General features: G+C 39.0%; 17 protein-coding genes. 11 read left to right on the top strand and 6 right to left on the bottom strand.

Annotation, left to right across the window (positions count from 1 at the left end):
* Positions 1-77: 77 nt before the first annotated feature.
* From abc-f to BDR01S_RS02150, 5 genes are all read left to right on the top strand, one after another.
* A complete protein-coding gene (gene abc-f, locus BDR01S_RS02170; RefSeq protein WP_066256366.1) occupies positions 78-1,952 on the top strand; it encodes a ribosomal protection-like ABC-F family protein in 1,875 nt (624 codons plus the stop codon).
* Positions 1,953-2,104: 152 nt separating this feature from the next.
* On the top strand, positions 2,105-3,430 hold the full coding sequence (locus tag BDR01S_RS02165) for a Na+/H+ antiporter NhaC family protein (RefSeq protein ID WP_066256363.1): 1,326 nt from the start codon (positions 2,105-2,107) through the stop codon (positions 3,428-3,430).
* 112 nt (positions 3,431-3,542) lie between these two features.
* The gene (locus BDR01S_RS02160; RefSeq protein ID WP_066256361.1) at positions 3,543-4,127 is read left to right on the top strand and encodes a YitT family protein; all 585 of its coding nucleotides are present in this window, start codon (positions 3,543-3,545) and stop codon (positions 4,125-4,127) included.
* A 109-nt stretch (positions 4,128-4,236) separates the two neighbouring features.
* A complete protein-coding gene (locus tag BDR01S_RS02155) occupies positions 4,237-4,914 on the top strand; it encodes a response regulator transcription factor (RefSeq protein ID WP_066260163.1) in 678 nt (225 codons plus the stop codon).
* A complete protein-coding gene (locus tag BDR01S_RS02150) occupies positions 4,907-6,145 on the top strand; it encodes a sensor histidine kinase (protein ID WP_066256357.1) in 1,239 nt (412 codons plus the stop codon). Before BDR01S_RS02155 ends, BDR01S_RS02150 begins: the two co-directional genes overlap by 8 nt.
* A 26-nt stretch (positions 6,146-6,171) precedes the next feature.
* On the opposite strand, the gene BDR01S_RS02145 is transcribed toward BDR01S_RS02150, so the two are convergent.
* Genes BDR01S_RS02145 through BDR01S_RS02130 form a run of 4 tightly spaced genes read right to left on the bottom strand, consistent with a single transcriptional unit; the run spans position 6,172 to position 8,542 of the window.
* The gene (locus BDR01S_RS02145) at positions 6,172-6,735 is read right to left on the bottom strand and encodes a ferric reductase-like transmembrane domain-containing protein (RefSeq protein WP_235846473.1); all 564 of its coding nucleotides are present in this window, start codon (positions 6,733-6,735) and stop codon (positions 6,172-6,174) included.
* On the bottom strand, positions 6,732-7,679 hold the full coding sequence (locus BDR01S_RS02140) for an FAD:protein FMN transferase (RefSeq protein ID WP_066362982.1): 948 nt from the start codon (positions 7,677-7,679) through the stop codon (positions 6,732-6,734). Before BDR01S_RS02140 ends, BDR01S_RS02145 begins: the two co-directional genes overlap by 4 nt.
* Positions 7,654-7,905, bottom strand: coding sequence for a hypothetical protein (locus BDR01S_RS02135; protein WP_066256352.1), 252 nt, complete (start codon positions 7,903-7,905; stop codon positions 7,654-7,656). The genes BDR01S_RS02140 and BDR01S_RS02135 overlap by 26 nt, the downstream gene beginning before the upstream one ends.
* A 16-nt stretch (positions 7,906-7,921) precedes the next feature.
* The gene (locus BDR01S_RS02130) at positions 7,922-8,542 is read right to left on the bottom strand and encodes a copper amine oxidase N-terminal domain-containing protein (RefSeq protein ID WP_066256349.1); all 621 of its coding nucleotides are present in this window, start codon (positions 8,540-8,542) and stop codon (positions 7,922-7,924) included.
* 141 nt (positions 8,543-8,683) lie between these two features.
* Here BDR01S_RS02130 and BDR01S_RS02125 point away from each other — a divergent pair, with 141 nt between their 5' ends.
* Positions 8,684-9,190 (top strand): mismatch-specific DNA-glycosylase, encoded by a 507-nt coding sequence (locus tag BDR01S_RS02125; RefSeq protein ID WP_066256348.1) that lies wholly within the window; start codon positions 8,684-8,686, stop codon positions 9,188-9,190.
* 46 nt (positions 9,191-9,236) lie between these two features.
* Here BDR01S_RS02125 and shc read toward each other — a convergent pair whose 3' ends face one another.
* Positions 9,237-11,102, bottom strand: coding sequence for a squalene--hopene cyclase (gene shc / locus BDR01S_RS02120; RefSeq protein ID WP_066256345.1), 1,866 nt, complete (start codon positions 11,100-11,102; stop codon positions 9,237-9,239).
* 90 nt (positions 11,103-11,192) lie between these two features.
* Here shc and BDR01S_RS02115 point away from each other — a divergent pair, with 90 nt between their 5' ends.
* From BDR01S_RS02115 to BDR01S_RS02095, 5 genes are all read left to right on the top strand, one after another.
* Complete coding sequence (locus tag BDR01S_RS02115) at positions 11,193-12,314, top strand: DUF2515 domain-containing protein (protein WP_066256341.1); 1,122 nt, start codon at positions 11,193-11,195, stop codon at positions 12,312-12,314.
* Positions 12,241-12,693 carry a CBO0543 family protein gene (locus tag BDR01S_RS02110; protein ID WP_066256338.1) on the top strand — a complete coding sequence of 151 codons (453 nt, stop codon included), beginning with the start codon at positions 12,241-12,243 and terminating at the stop codon, positions 12,691-12,693. Before BDR01S_RS02115 ends, BDR01S_RS02110 begins: the two co-directional genes overlap by 74 nt.
* A gap of 241 nt (positions 12,694-12,934) precedes the next feature.
* On the top strand, positions 12,935-13,375 hold the full coding sequence (locus BDR01S_RS02105; RefSeq protein ID WP_066256336.1) for a peptidylprolyl isomerase: 441 nt from the start codon (positions 12,935-12,937) through the stop codon (positions 13,373-13,375).
* Positions 13,376-13,471: 96 nt separating this feature from the next.
* Positions 13,472-14,272: a divergent polysaccharide deacetylase family protein gene (locus BDR01S_RS02100; protein ID WP_066256334.1), complete on the top strand. Its 801-nt coding sequence runs from the start codon at positions 13,472-13,474 to the stop codon at positions 14,270-14,272.
* Between the two features lie 120 nt (positions 14,273-14,392).
* Complete coding sequence (locus BDR01S_RS02095; protein ID WP_066256332.1) at positions 14,393-15,145, top strand: exodeoxyribonuclease III; 753 nt, start codon at positions 14,393-14,395, stop codon at positions 15,143-15,145.
* A gap of 516 nt (positions 15,146-15,661) precedes the next feature.
* On the opposite strand, the gene BDR01S_RS25185 is transcribed toward BDR01S_RS02095, so the two are convergent.
* A complete protein-coding gene (locus BDR01S_RS25185) occupies positions 15,662-15,799 on the bottom strand; it encodes a hypothetical protein (protein ID WP_157406090.1) in 138 nt (45 codons plus the stop codon).
* Positions 15,800-16,137: the final 338 nt, after the last annotated feature.

Genomic DNA, 16,137 nt, shown 5'->3' with positions numbered 1-16,137 from the left:
GTAATAGATGCCCGCGGCCTTTTTATTATTAAAAAGAGAGTGTTCATCTTTAATTTTTATGAAAAAGGAGAATGAACATGATAATTTGCAGCGTTAATCATATAGCCAAATCATTTGGTGGAAATATAATTTTTAAAGACTTATCCATTGAAGTACAGGAAGGAAGCCGGATGGGTCTTGTCGGACGCAACGGCGGCGGCAAAACAACATTATTAAAATTACTTGCAAATCAGGAAACGGTTGATGAAGGGGTTATTCATTGGAAAAAAGGTCTCAAAATCGGCTATCTAGCTCAGATTCCTGATTATAAAGAGCTGACAGGGAAGGAAGTATTAAAAACTGCTTTTGAGAAATTAACAGCAGCAGAAACCAAGCTGCAGCAATTAGAGGTTGAAATGGGGCAGGATATTGCTCCTAGTGATCTCCAAAGATTAATGGATCATTACGGGAAACTGCAAGATGAGTTTATCTTAAATGGCGGATACGATATGGATGCTCAATTGGACCGGATTGCAAACGGGTTAAATATTACTGACCTGCTTGAAAAAACTTTCTCATCATTAAGCGGAGGGGAGAAAACAAAAGTTGGACTGGGTTTGAGTTTATTGAAAAATCCAGAACTTTTGTTGCTTGATGAACCGACAAATCATTTAGATTTGAAGGCGATTGAATGGCTGGGGGCCTTCCTAAAGGAATACACGGGAACAATTATCCTCATCTCCCATGACCGTTATTTTTTAGATGAGGTTGTCACAAAGGTGCTGGAAATGGAAGATGGAGAAATTGAACTCTACCATACGAATTTCAGCGGCTATGTGAAAGAGAAAGAATTGCGATTGTTAAGAGAATTTCAGGAGTATCAAGAACAACAGAAGAAAATAAAAAAGATGAAAGAGGCGATTAAGCGTCTCCGTGAGTGGGCAAACCGCTCCAACCCACCAAGTGCAGCTCTTCACAAACGAGCGACAAATATGCAAAGGGCACTGGATCGGATTGAAAAACTGGAGCGTCCCAAGATAGATGTCAAAAAAATGGCGATCGATTTCGAGGCAGCTGACCGTAGCGGCAAAGATGTGATCGTAATAGAAGACGTTACGAAGAGTTTTGGAAGCAGGACCTTGTTTGACCGCGTGAACCTGCTTATTCAATTTAAGGACCGTACCGCCATTGTCGGGGAGAATGGCACTGGTAAATCTACGCTTTTAAAAATGATTCTAAAGGAAATGGAACCGGATAAAGGTGTGGTCAAGGTTGGAAGTAATGTGAAAGTTGGTTATCTGTCACAACATGTCTTTACTCAAATCGGCGATCAGCAGCTGATTGATGTATTTCGGTCTGAAGTAGTCGTCAATGAAGGAGAAGCGCGTCATATTTTAGCCCGGTTTTTATTCTACGGCCCAGCCGTATTCCGCAAGGTAAGTCAACTAAGCGGTGGAGAAAGAATGAGACTTAGACTTGCCCAGTTGATGTACCAGGATATTAATCTTTTGATCCTAGATGAACCGACCAATCATCTCGATATTGATTCCAGCGAGGTGTTAGAGGAGGCGCTAGAACATTTTAACGGAACGATATTAGCTGTGTCCCACGACCGCTATTTCCTCAATAAACTATTTAAGAAAATCTACTGGCTTCAGGATGGGACTGTTCGCTTTTTCGATGGAAACTATGACTGGGCAAAGCGTAAACTGGAAGAAACAATCACGATCAAACAACCACCGGAAAAGCCGGTGTTGAGCAAAACTTCCTTGCCAAAAGTATCAAAGGTGGAAGAAGATAAGGTAGGCGTACTTGAAGTGGAAATCGAGGAAATTGAGGCAGAAATTCAAGATCTAAAACAAAAACTTGGAGTTGAAAGCGAGCTGGAGTTACTGCAAAAAATATATCATGAATTAGAATTGCGAGAAAACAGCCGTGACCGTCTCTACCAACAGCTAGAGGAAATCATCTAAAACCGGAAAGAATGTCAATTTGTTTATAATGCTTTTTAGGAATAATGGAGCCGACAGTTTTGCGGCTCTTTTTATATAAATTTTTCCTATTCGAAAGGAGAACTTTTCCTTATAATGAAAAGATGTTTGGTAAACAAAGGGTGGGTTCTTCTATGATTGATAAGTTTTCATTAAGACAAGTTTTGCTGCTTTTGCTCATTACTTTAACAGGGGTGGTTTGGTCCGTTATCTTTCATCACCCCCTCGTGGTTGGATTTTTTCCAGGCTATCTCCTGCTTATTTGGTTAGCAAAAAGGAAAAATCTATCGATAAAAAAGATCCTGCATATTAGTATATTGGGTGTTACTAAGACAAGAATCGTTATTCTAATTCTATTCCTGGTTAGTTTTTTACTGCCGTCTTGGTACTTATCAGGTACCATTCAACAAATGGTAAAAATTGCTCTGCATTTTATTACACCGCATCATTTTCTTGTCTTATCGTTTCTTAGTGCCATGGTATTTTCGATGCTGCTTGGCACCACGGTAGGCACTTTAAGCGCGATTGGTTTACCAATTATCGGTACGGCTATCGTCTTGCACCTTCCTGTTGAAATAGTGGCTGGTGCCTTGGTATCAGGAGCGTTTGTAGGGGACAGGACTTCACCGTTTTCAAGTGCGCATCAACTTTTATCACATACGGTGGAATTACCGGTAAAAAGACAATGGAAGGCGATGTTTATAACTACCATAGCGGCAATTATTCTATGCCTTTGCTTTTATGGGGTTGCGGACTATCTGGTCTCACAAACAGCTGTTACTAATCAGCAACAAGTAAGTTGGAATGAACTATCAGTTGTACGATTTATCCCCCCGCTCATCCTAATAACGTTTGTTCTATTAAGAATTAGCATTGTTTATGCCTTTTTAACTAGCATAATATCAGCTGCAGTCATTGCACTTTTCAGCGGAACAACTTTACCTCAACTCGTATTCTCTTTATGGCACGGCATCGAGGGTCTGGGCGGTGGGTTCCTTCATATGTATGAATTGCTCCTGTTTTTAGGCTTGGCAGGTGCGTATAATGGCCTGTTGGAAGAAATGAATGTCATTCAGCCTTATTTAGATAAGTGGTTACAATCATCTCGTTCTCTAACTGGTGATACCTTTAAAACACTTCTGGCAACCTTTTTGATTACGTTAATTGCGGCCAATCAAACCTTGCCAATTATTCTTACCGGGAGGTCCTTCCTACCACATTGGTCGAGGAATTATGGAAAAGAGGAGTTAGCAAGAGTCATGGGGGACACAACCATGCTATTTCCAGGAGTAGTGCCGTGGAGTGTCCTTGCCATCATGTGCAGTACAATCGTCGGTATTCCAATCATTGAATATCTGCCTTTTGCGCTTTTTTTATGGATATTACCCATTTTAACGATGTTGGTATCCGTGGTTAAACAGACTCGAAAATCCAAAGAAAAACAAACAGCAATTGCTTAAAAAGGAGTCCTTTGTGACTCCTTTTCTGCGAACTAAAATGAATCCCTTCGAATGAAGTTCCTCCTTCTATCATATATGTGGTAATAAAGAATTGGGACAAGGGATGAATTATATGATCAAGAAATTGCTGATAATTGGGTTTGGGAGTACCATGATTGGGATTGGTATAAATGGGTTTATTCTTCCTTTGAACATTATTAATGGAGGGTTTTTAGGCATCAGCCTATTGCTAAAATATATATTTGGTTTTAAAACGGGAATTACTTTTATTCTTCTTAATATCCCTGTGTATATGTTCGCATTTAAATCAGATCCTGGTTATTTTTTCAACGGTGTAATTGGGGCAATCTGTACAGGACTCATGATAGAGTTGTTGGTCCCATTGGATGGAATGTTCCATTTGCCGATTATTAGTAGTGTGATTATTGGGGCGATGATTATTGGTAGTGGGGTTGGGGTTATGCTCCGACATCATATTAGTCCTGGAGGTATGGACTTGCTTGCATTAATCATTGCCAAATGGTCAAAGGTGAATGTTGGTGTCATTATGTTTGCGATGGACGCCGTCATCATTATTACTGGCCTCTTTCTGCTTCAAGATGTGAAACTTTTTTATTCATTGATCATCGTAGCAATTGTGGGACTATTAGCGAGTCTGATTACCTCTTTTCGAAAGGAGCAAATTTACATAGATTAGGTTAATCATTCTTTCCTCCCAATACGTTCATGGATTTTTCACTCTTTTTTCAGAAAAGCTTGCTATGATAAAAGCAAAAGGAATTTTTTTGAAAGAGGAGCTGGAGCATGTGAATATATTACTGGCAGAGGATGATGTCCGACTTGGGAAGTTAGTTGCCCACTTACTTCAAAACGAATTTCACCGCGTTGATTGGGTAAAGAATGGGAAGGAAGCATATGACCATGCCAGCCTTCTTACTTACGATGTCATTATTTTGGATTGGATGATGCCGGGACAAGATGGTTTAGCTGTTTGTAAAAGGCTGCGTCAAAAAGGAATCCAGAGTGGAATTTTATTTGTAACTGCAAAGGATGCCAATCAAGATATCATCTTAGGTCTTGATTCAGGTGCCGATGATTATATTGTTAAGCCGTTTGAATTGAATGAGTTATTAGCACGGATAAGAGCGATAAGCCGCAGAAAAGAAAAACCTTTAGAAGAAGTAATCACTCTCGCTGATTTAACCCTCGACCTAAATACTCATGTCTTAAAAAGAAACGATTCCATAATTGAATTAACAAAAAAAGAATACCATCTTTTAGAACTATTATTTCGAAACCATAATCAAGTACTGACAAGAGAGCTATTGTTTGAAAAACTGTGGGGCTATGAGACAGAAGTCTCTGATAATGCCTTGGATGCATTGGTAAAATTAGTTCGAAAAAAGATAGATTTACCGGGGGTTCCATCGTTAATTCAAAATATTCGCGGAATCGGTTATAAAGTGAGACATTCCGATGTTTAGCCAAGTGAAAGCAAAGTTAACCTTACTCTATTCCTTGTCGCTCCTTTGTGTACTTGTATCATTTATTGGCTTGCTTTATTTATTGATCTCAGATGAAATAAATGAAAAAGAATTAGATGAAATAAACGTATATTTTAATAAAGAAAAATCGGACTTTATCGAAGAGCTCTATGAAAAAAAACATCATGGCTTAGAGAAAGATCCAAACCGAGCGATATTTTACTACGTTTACAATCGACAGGCTGAACTGATTTATGGGGAGGAATCACTTCCATCCCTCTCTAGTTGGATAGAAGAAAATATGCTGACAAAAGGAAAGTCATTTACAGAAAGAGTGGATTGGAAACAGGAACATCTCCTCTTAGTTAAACGACCTCTGTCACTCAATGAAAACCCGTACGATTTTGTTATTCTTGGGATGAATATTTCAAGCGAAAAGCACCTGATTCAAAATATCACATGGACTCTCATTGGATTAACCTTACTTTTTAGCTTGTTATTTGCAGGCTTGGGCTATTATTTTGCAGGGCAAGCAATGAAACCAATAACAAATGCCTTTCAGAAACAAGAAAAATTTGTTTCTGACGCTTCTCATGAAATAAGAACTCCGCTAAGTATTTTTTATAGCTCCGTTGATGTATTGATGAGGGAAGAAAAAGAAAATTTAAGTTCTTACGGGCAAGAGGTTCTGGAAGATGTCAAAACAGAAGCAAATCTCATGAGCAGTCTAATCAATAATCTTTTATTTTTAGCAAGAAGTGATAATGACCAATTAAGCTTGGAGATGAAAGAGGTAAATCTATCAGGCTTATTAATGACCGTTTTTAAAAAATTCTCAAGGATAGCACCGGAAAGTATTCAATTTGAACAAAATATCCAAACGGATATCACTTTTATCTGTGATGAAGTAAGAGTTCAACAATTACTATATATTTTGCTCGATAATGCTATAAGGTACACAACGGAAGGCAAGGTTAGCTTATCTTTACATTCAGAAAATGGGGTAAAAATAATAACTGTTCGTGATACAGGCTGCGGGATCACATCCAAGGACCTGCCGTTTATTTTCGATCGGTTTTATCGTGCCGATTTGTCACGGGGAAAAGGTGGGGCAGGCTTGGGTCTTTCGATTGCTCAAACCATTGTTAAGGCCCATGGCGGAGAAATATATGTAGTCAGTAATGAAGGAGAGGGAACAGTGTTTACGGTGAGTTTTAAGGACAAAAGATAAACGCCAGCTTACGGAGCTGACGTTTATTAGCATTTAAGATTTTTGCGGCTGGAGCTTTGATGTTTCGAAGCATTATCGGTGATCCTAATAAACAATAGGACGATAATTAGAAAGCTCGAAAAAGAGTAAATAAATAACGCCCACGGTTCACTTGAATCCGTCCCAATCGCAAGTCCATGAATAAGCATTAAAATCCAAGCAGGTAACACGGCAAAATGAATATTCTTCCACATCTTAAACCCCAATTTCTTCATGAAAAAATCGGAGGATAGTGCGACAAGGAAAAACAAGTAAAATGATAGAGTACCCAATGCGGAAAAAAGCGGTTCGTTTTCGGCAAAAAAAGGAATGAAAAGCTCATCTAGTGAGTAGGGAACAAATTGATCCTGCCAAATTAAGATGATATGAAAGATGATCGAAAGCAATCCATACCAACTGCTTTTCTGGTGTAACGAAAGAAGCATTGCTTTCTTTTTCTTCAGTATTGACAATGATTGAACTAATCCAAGAGAAAGGGAAAGGGTTAGGAAGTAATACCCCAAGAATCCTGACGTGCGGATTAATGTCCAAGAAGAAAATAATTCGGTCACATCAATTCCCCAAATTTGTCTGATATAACTTTCCCTTGATCATTTACAAGAAGATAAGTACATGCTGAATTTAGTTTTTTTAACTGAGTTTTAATATTTTTCACTTCTTCGATGAGACACAGTTTTGCGCCGACTTCTGCATCCAGACAGTTTTCTGAAATGACTGTCGCTTGAATCATATGATTCTCAGCAGGTAAGCCAGTCCTGCCGTTTAAAATATGATGCTTCTTCTCATTTCCTTTGGTCCAACTCCGATAAATTACATTTGATGTTGCGATACTGCCATTTTTAAGGCGAAATTGGGCGATTTCCCTATTATTTTGCAGTGGATGGGCGACACCTATTTTCCATTCCTTTAATCCATCAGACCAAACCGTTAAGTCACCACCTCCATCTACCATCCCTGCTGAAGCCCCGCCAATATTCTTCAACCATCTTGCAGCTGCTTGAACGGTATATCCTTTCCCGATTCCTCCTAAATCAACCTTTCCTTCAGACGTCCGGATGACTGTAATCTGTTTTGGATCAAACAAAAATGGAGAAGTTTTGCTGTCAATCATCGGAGGAATTACCTCCTTCTTAACGAATCCATTCATTGGGAAGGGAAAGGATAGTTGATAACCATGAAATTGGAGTTGCGATAGTAAATAGGGCGAAAATGAACTGTTTGTTCTATGGCGATATTCTTCTGCTCTTTGTAGGACGTAGTAAAGCGGAAGTGATAATTTCATTTTTTGACCTACTTTTAAATTATTTAATTGTCCTAACTCATTGTCTCCTCCTTGAAATCGAGACCACTCCTTTTCAACATACCTAACCCATCCTTTGATAACTTCTTTCCAATTCGACATCTTACATTTTGAAACTACAAAATAAAAGGTGGTATTCATAGCGTCAAAGGTTATTGTTTCAAACGTTTCAGGATCTACTTGTTTGTCGATCACTTTGTTCAACACCTTCCGTTACAACGTCATCCCCATAAATCGAATAATTTGACCAATCTAGTTGAACGAAATCCTTTTCCTCCTTGCTCATTGAGTCTGTAATGATGGGTTGATCGTATGGCAGGCTCTGACCCTGTTGGTTTGCGCCAACCTGACTAATTACAAACGCGGAAAGAGCAGTACCTGTCACCCCGATAAGCCACTTTGCTTTATTAGATTTTGCCACAATGTTCACGCTCCCTTTAAATTGATTGAAGAACCAGTGCCTTTTTAGTGTTATCGAAAGAAATTCGGTAGCCAAGTGCATTCGCAGCTACCGAAATAGGAAGGTAGATGGAATTCTCATAGGCAGTTGCTTGAGTTGGCATCGGTGTTTTAATCCTATTTTCAAACGCTGCGTTTGAACCTGCTCTAATGGCTAATTCTAGCTCTCCTTTTTGTAAGACTACTATCTTACTTTGCTGATAGAACTTGACTCGAGCACCTAAGAGTTCAGAAATACGATCTGCTGATACCAGTAACTGGCCTTCCTTGGGGATAAAGTAAACCCTTGTTTCGTCACCTTCCACAAGAAAAGTTAACTCAGCAGGTTCTGTAATTGGTAAGGGATTGTTTGGGCTGTTCCTTGACTCGCGAGACCAGACATTCCAATATTCTGATGGTTGTAGATTAGTGATTTGATTTTGTGGCACGTGCCTGTTTTCATCATCATTGTCATTTTTTTCTTGATAATATTCAGTTCTGTCGTCATCATCGTCATCATCATGGTCGTGTCCATCATCTGCAATCACACGGGTTCCAATTGAAATTACCGTGATGAGGATAGCCAACATCGTCATTAACCTTTTCCATTTTTTGTTCAACTTTTTGTCCTCCTTGTACCTTTTTTAAGCAGTTTAGTCCACTAATCTGAAAAAAAACTGAAAACGGTAGGATATAATAAAAAACATAATAAATGTTATAGTTGGTAAAGGTATGAAGGCTTACAGAAAAGGGGAATAGTTATGAATCCCATCAATGACCATTTAAAGGAAAATTTAAAGATCTTATTTGTTGGTTTTAATCCCAGCATCCGTTCGAGTGAACTTGGACATCATTATGCCAATCCTAACAATCGTTTTTGGAGGATAGTGTACGATGCAGGGTTAACACCACGAAAATATGATGCAACAGAAGACGCAAAACTTCTCGAATTAGGGTATGGCTTTACAAATATTGTTCAAAGGCCGACGAAGGCAGCCGATGAAATTACGAAAGAAGAGTACATGCTGGGGAAAGAAATATTAAAGAAAAAGGTGGAGCAGTTAAAGCCAAAGGTAGTTTGCTTTGTTGGAAAGGGAGTTTACCAGCAATACAGTGGATTAAAAGTGATTCAATGGGGAAGGCAAACAAAAAGCATGGTTCCTGGGGTGGTTGATTTCGTTGCTCCCTCTTCAAGTGGCCTAGTTCGAATGAAAATGGAGGAAATCGTTGACATCTATAAAGGGCTTGCCCCAATTCTTTCAGAATAAAAACATCGACGGAACATACACAGTGCCGTCGATGTTTTATTTTTTATTACAAATTAAATTTTTTCCGATAATGGGACAAGGCGATGAGCGGGTAAATGTAGCGATAGCTGTGGTAGTGAATGTAAAAATTGCCAGCCATTCCTTGACCCTTTGGATAAGCAGTGGTCCAATCTTCTTTTTCAAGTGACGATAATAAATAGGTTATTCCTTTTCGAATTTGGGAAGTGGGTTCCTCTGAAGTGGATATTAGTGTATCGAGTGCCCAGCCCGTATGCGTTAAGGTACTTGCTTGTAATGGCACGTAGGTTTTTTTACTATCGCTATGGCATGACTCTCCCCAGCCGCCATCCTCATTTTGGATTCCATGTATCCATTTTACTGCCTTTTGAATGGCCGAATGACTCGTAGGAATCCCTGCAGCTAATAAACCGGTAATGGCGCCCCAAGTTCCGTATAAATAACAAATACCCCATCTTCCATACCAAGAACCGTCCTTCATTTGATTTCTCAACAGCCAGTTGACACCTCTTTGGATGGCCTTGTGGTCGCTTGATAAATTTGTATAATTCCCCAAGAATTCCAGGGTCCGTCCTGTAATATCTGCACAGGAGGGATCTGTCAGCAAAAATTCTCCTTTTTCGAGCGGGAGGAATTCAAATAACTTTGTATCGGTGTTTTTTTCAAACGCCGCCCAGCCGCCATCGTCATTTTGCATCGACAAAAGCCACTCCAGACCTCGGTCCCAGGCATGTCTCTCCTGCGGAACAATTCTAGAGATCGAGCGGAGGGAGGCAGTTGTATCATCGACATCAGGATTCATTGTATTTACCTCGGAAAACCCCCACCCTCCCGGCAAAGTCTTTGGATTATGGATGACCCAATCACCGAATTTATGCTGTTGCTGGTCTAGCAGATAATGATTGGCCTTCTTGACCATTGGATCGTCTGTTGAAACCCCAGCGCCCTGAAGGGAATATCCAATCAACGAAGTATTCCAGACATTTGCCGTTGTATACTGCATATGGGGGTATCCGTTGATTTCACACTTCATGGCAATCAATCCGTTCACGGCTTTTGTGATTACCGGATCCGTTTTCTTATAGCCTAATGATAGTAGGGCAAAGATCATTAAAAAGGTACTGCTGTAGGAACTATAAAAGGTGCCATCCGGTTCCAGGTGGTCCAGCATATACTTTTTGGCGCGTTCAATCGCCAACTGATGGAGATGCTCGGGTATGCCCATTAATCGTTTGACCCCATCCTCGATAAATGAAAACAAGGAGCGATATTCAGAAGAACGAAACCAGAAATTTTCCTGATTACGGTGTAAATGCAGTTCGGAAAGATTAGGGCTGTTCTTTGTCTTAATAAAAAACTTTTTGTCGGCGAGAAGAATAATTGGAGTAAGATTTGCTCGGCCAAAGACGGAAAAAGAATAGAAATTAATCGGAAAATAGTGTGGCAAGAGAATAAATTCAATCGGAAGTGGAGAGAAATCCGGCCAAATATATTGGCCGGTTAATGAAAGCATCACTTTTGTAAAGATACTAACTTCCTCTAAGCCCCCAGTGGATAAAATAAACTTTTTTGCAGCGCGTAAACGTTTGTCATCTTTCTTTGCATATCCCGAATACAACAAAGCGTAATATGCTTCCACGGTCGCACTCAAGTTTCCATCGCCTTCATCATAGTAAAGTTTCCAGGCTCCGTTTTTTTCTTGCTTACTTAAGATCCTCGAAACCAAGCCTTGAATTAATTCTTCATCATTTAATTCTAATGTCCGCAATAAAATGATCATATAGGCATCAGTTGACAATCCTGTTTCAAAGGGGTAATTCCAAGATCCGTCGGGAGATTGGTCTTTCCGTAACCTTTCAATAATCCAATCGATACCCTTTTTTGTATTAATCATTGTTTAGTACTCACTCCTCTCCCGGAAAATTATTCTCATTCATACATATTCCAATAGTGGAAGGAGAATTACGAAAGGAGGCCATGTGCCATATTTTTTACGAGAAATCGCGAGAAGTCACCACTTGAATTGATTAGAGACGAATTAAAGAAGAAAAGCAAACAATCCTATTTGCCGCCATTGATTATAAAAAGTGAAGGGGCACTTTTAGACCAAATAAGAATGGAGACAAAGGAACATAACTTAAATAATGTCACAAGAACAAAGGCCTACCTTGAATTTTATCTTCACCATCCGGAAATCCATTGGGCGTTTCTCGGGCATATGGTCTCCCGGAATGGCGGTTGGAATATGACGGACCTTAAAGGTGAATTCCTTACCCGATTACTCCCTAAAAAAGAAAGAGATACCTTTTTTGCCTTTTTGGAGCGTGGGAATTGGTTGATTTTTCAAGATGTTTTTCCGCAATTTCTATTGTACAGGGAAAGCTTAAAACAAAATAAACCGCTGTTTCATTTATGTTCGTATCTAAACATTTCTACCTTTATGGAAACGATTTGGAATCATTTTTGGATCAATCAAGAAACCTACATCCTAGCCATCGCACTGATTATTAATGAACAAAGTTATCTGGAAAAAAGAGTGGTGCAAAATCCGATTTACCAAAAAGGAGTGTTAACTAAACTCCAATTTATCCTCCAAGATCTGCTTTCTTTTAATCATATCCTTTTTCCCTATGGAAAAAGAAACCTTGTCGGGCAAACCCTTCATCAGTTTGAATCATTAAATGAACGAATTTTACTTGGAAAAAGATTATATGCAGTCCTATTTAAAGACAAAGAGCGGCTAAAACAAGTGTTGGAGTGGGCAAAAACACATCCGCATACAGGTTCTAGGAAGGATTACTGGCCGCAAATTTTTAATAACGTCAACGAAGGAATTCCCGGCTTTGCCTACCAAACGCGTTTAAAGTCCTGTCAGCTGAGGCCGCGAGCAAGGAGAATTTATAGTCCGGCCCTTGAAAATGCTTGGAAGAATGTGAGTCAATCGGAAGCCGAAAAAGGGGATTGGTTTGAAGATCATCTTGTTGTTGAATATTTAATGGATGACAGCGAAAAAATTGACGGGGAGATTAGAAATGAATACTGTAAAACACTGGAAAGACTCGAACTCGCAGCAATCGCCAAAAAAGCGATCTCGATTTTGGAGTAACCCTTCACTTACCGCAGTTTTTTTAGCTACCTTGGTGGCTACGTATTTAGACCTTTTCTTTGTAGGGAAAGATATTTATCGATTCCCAATGAGGCTAATGAAGGATACTTTCTCCATCAATATTGCCTTTACACTTGGGGTGCTGCCAGTGTTGGTTTTCCTCTTTCTTCAGGCGATGAACCAGGTTAATCGCTGGGGGAAAGTGGGGCTTATTCTTTTTATTAGTCTTTTGATGCCTATTTTTGAAAAATTTGCTGAAGTAATCGGCTGGTTTGAGCATACCAAGAACTGGAAACACCTCTATACGTTTTTTGGGTATCTGCTATTTTTAACGATGATTTATTTGTTTTACACTTGGATGGAAAAACGAAAAGATTAACATACAAAAAGCCGAGACTCACATCTCGGCTTTTGCGATGTAACCAATGTTACACCTTGCCCCTTCCGTCCGTACATTGGTTAAGTGTCCCGCAACAAGCGAATGTTCGGAAGGGGTACTATTATATTACCACAACCATAGGAGAAATATAACCAATTGAAGAAAATTGGGTTCCTAAACTTTCTTTTCTTCATTGAAAAGTGTATGATAAAAATGATTTTTACATAAAGGAGTGTTTTTAATGGCTAAAAAAGGATACATAAAAATGCAAAATGGCGAGACAATCGAATTTGATTTATTCCCAAATGAAGCACCAGGGACAGTAGCTAATTTCGAAAAATTAGCGAATGAAGGCTTTTACAATGGGGTAGTTTTCCATCGTGTTATTCCTGGTTTCGTGAGTCAGGGAGGCGATCCAACCGGAACTGGAATGGGTGGTCCTGGTTATACAATCAACTGTGAAACAGAAGGAAATCCTCACAAGCATGTTCCTGGTTCACTGTCAATGGCACATGCAGGCAAAAACACTGGCGGAAGCCAATTCTTTATCGTTCATGAATCACAGCCGCATTTAAACGGTGTTCATACCGTGTTTGGTCAAGTAACTTCAGGACTTGAAGCGGCTAAAGCGATGCGTAACGGCGATAAAATGGAAGAAGTTAAAGTATTTGATGAAGAATAGGTAACATAGGGGGCTGTTCCAGCCCTCTTTTTTTTTGTCTAATTATTAATGACATGGGGCAAATTAACCTCAAATAGCTCAAGTTGGGGGTCAGTTATGGGGAAATTTGTAATGATGCTTATTCCATTAATGGTATTTACATTTCAACAGCCAGCATTTGCCGAAAAAATCGAACCCAAAGAACTAAAGGCTGCGGTTATCATTGATGATTTCGGTGGTGGTTCGGGTGGTGTACGGGACTTCCTCGAAGGGAACATACCGATTACGGCAGCAGTTATGCCGTTTACAGAACACTCGAAAGAACATGCAAAATGGGCTCATAAATATGGGATCGAAGTGATGATTCATTTATCAATGGAACCGAAAAAGGGAAAAAGATCATGGCTCGGGCCAAGACCCATCACGAATGATCTTTCACCGGGTGAAGTAAGGCAAATTGTCGAGGATGCAATCAAAGATGTTCCATATGCTGTAGGCATCAATAATCATATGGGTTCCCTGGCAGTTGAAAATGAACAAATAGTTCGTGCAATTGTTGAGGTTGCAAAGGAAAAAAGATTATTTATTATCGATAGTGCAACAAGTCCAAATACAAAATTTCCAAAAATAGCTGAGGAACTGGGCGTCCCCATTTTAAAAAGAGATGTGTTTTTAGACGATATATCCTCGTCAGCGCATGTTCGAAAACAAATGATAAGACTGGCTAAGATTACAGAAATTAAAGGCACGGGAATTGCAATTGGACATGTCGGAATAACTGGGAAGGTGTGTTCGATTGGGGTCTTTCAATCGATAGACGAATTCAATAGACGAAAAATAAAAATAGTCCCAGCTTCTAAACTGTTTTCTGACAAGGTATCAGAAAAGTACTTTATCCCCTTCAAAAAAGGCAGCTAACTGCCTTTTTTTGCTTTGTGTAATTTTCATATTGCTTTTACTCTTCCGTCTTAACTGATAAAATGTCAGCAATCAAACACAAATAAATAAAGCTTCAGCAAGGAAGAAGGAATAGTTAAAATGAAATTAGTATCTTGGAATGTCAATGGCCTTAGGGCATGCGTTAAAAAAGGCTTTATGGAATATTTTCAGGAAGTGAAAGCAGATATTTTCTGTGTGCAAGAAACCAAGCTGCAAGAAGGGCAAATTAGTCTTGAGTTAGAAGGATACTATCAATACTGGAATTATGCGTTAAAGAAAGGCTATTCCGGTACCGCTGTATTTACTAAGAATAAACCTCTTTCGGTTCGCTATGGTTTAGGAACAGATGAGAGTGAGGATGAAGGACGAGTTCTTACATTAGAGTTTGACGATTTTTTCTTAGTCAATGTCTATACCCCTAATTCACAAAGAGATCTAGCGAGAATCAATTACCGTTTGGATTGGGAGGACCGTATCCTTCAGCATTTGAAAGATTTAGATAACCTGAAACCTGTTATCCTATGCGGAGATTTGAATGTCGCCCATCAGGAAATTGACCTTCGAAATCCAAAATCTAATGTAGGAAATTCCGGGTTTACGGACGAAGAACGCGGGAAAATGACCTCATTACTTGCAGCGGGCTTTATTGACAGCTATCGTCATTTTTATCCGGAACAGGTTGGTGCGTATAGTTGGTGGTCATACATGGCTAAAGTCAGGGAAAGGAATATTGGCTGGCGGATTGATTACTTTATTGTCTCCGAAAAATTGCGGGAGCGCCTTAAAAATGCAGATATTCATTGCAATGTGATGGGGAGTGATCATTGTCCAGTGCTACTTGAAATCAATTGATTTTAAATCATTAGTTTTTCTTATTACAAATCATAAAATTCATGTCATTTTCTTTATCAGGAATCTCTAATATAGTAATAATACAGAAGTATTCTAGGAGGGAATGATATGGATATCAAGAAGGATGTTCAAAAGCAGTTTGGAAAAAGTGCAGATTCCTAGATATCTTGTCCTTAATCGAGTAACTAGTAAAAGTAAAATAGGCGGAGCTTTTCCGGTTAAATGCAAAATGGAGCTCGTTTCGGGGTATATAAGCGGAGGTTTTCCGGTTATGCAAAGCAAAATCTTCCCTTTTCGAATTTTTCGAGTCAATAGGCGGAATCTCTCCGTCTATTTAAGCCTTTTTTAATAATAATTACGAATTAAGCGGAATTTTTCCGTCTATCCCCTGATAAATAAAGAAACGTATGCGATTCATACGTCAATTTTTGAGTCTTTTAATAAGAAAGCGCCCGAAAACGGAACCCTTTAATAAAAAGAGGAGTGCTCTTTTTATTAAAGGGTTTGTTTGGTGAATTAAACATCGTTTAGGGCCGTTCCAATTACATCAAATTCAGGTGATCTTTCCTCAAAAACTGATGGATTATATTGCTCTTGTTCTACAGTAGTATCTAAGCTACTTTCATCCTCTTTTTTCTGAAAATACATATTCATATCTGCGTCATCTCCTTTTTGCTAACACAATTACAGAAGTAGTTTTTCCTTTAAAAGGGAATCTTAACCTATTTCAATCTTTTTCCTATAGGTATGTAATTATATATGATTATTGCAAGTCCAAATAACTTCATTAATAGTGCTATTCAATTTATAAAAAAATTGTGGGAAAGGGGTTGACGAATAGTTGTTAGGATAGTATGATATATCTTGTCGCTGAAACGAAATAACGTATTTGAAAGTTATTTCTGGTGAAGTTGACATTGAAAAAATGTTATGTTAGAATAATAAAAGTCGCTAATCACCTGATTGGTTGGCAACAGAGTAGAATCATAGAA

It is taken from the genome of Neobacillus drentensis NBRC 102427 (assembly GCF_001591445.1).
GTDB classification, from domain to species: Bacteria; Bacillota; Bacilli; order Bacillales; family Cytobacillaceae; genus Neobacillus; species Neobacillus drentensis.
Note: the sequence above shows the minus strand (reverse complement) of the source record. Positions and strands in the feature narration are given on the sequence as shown.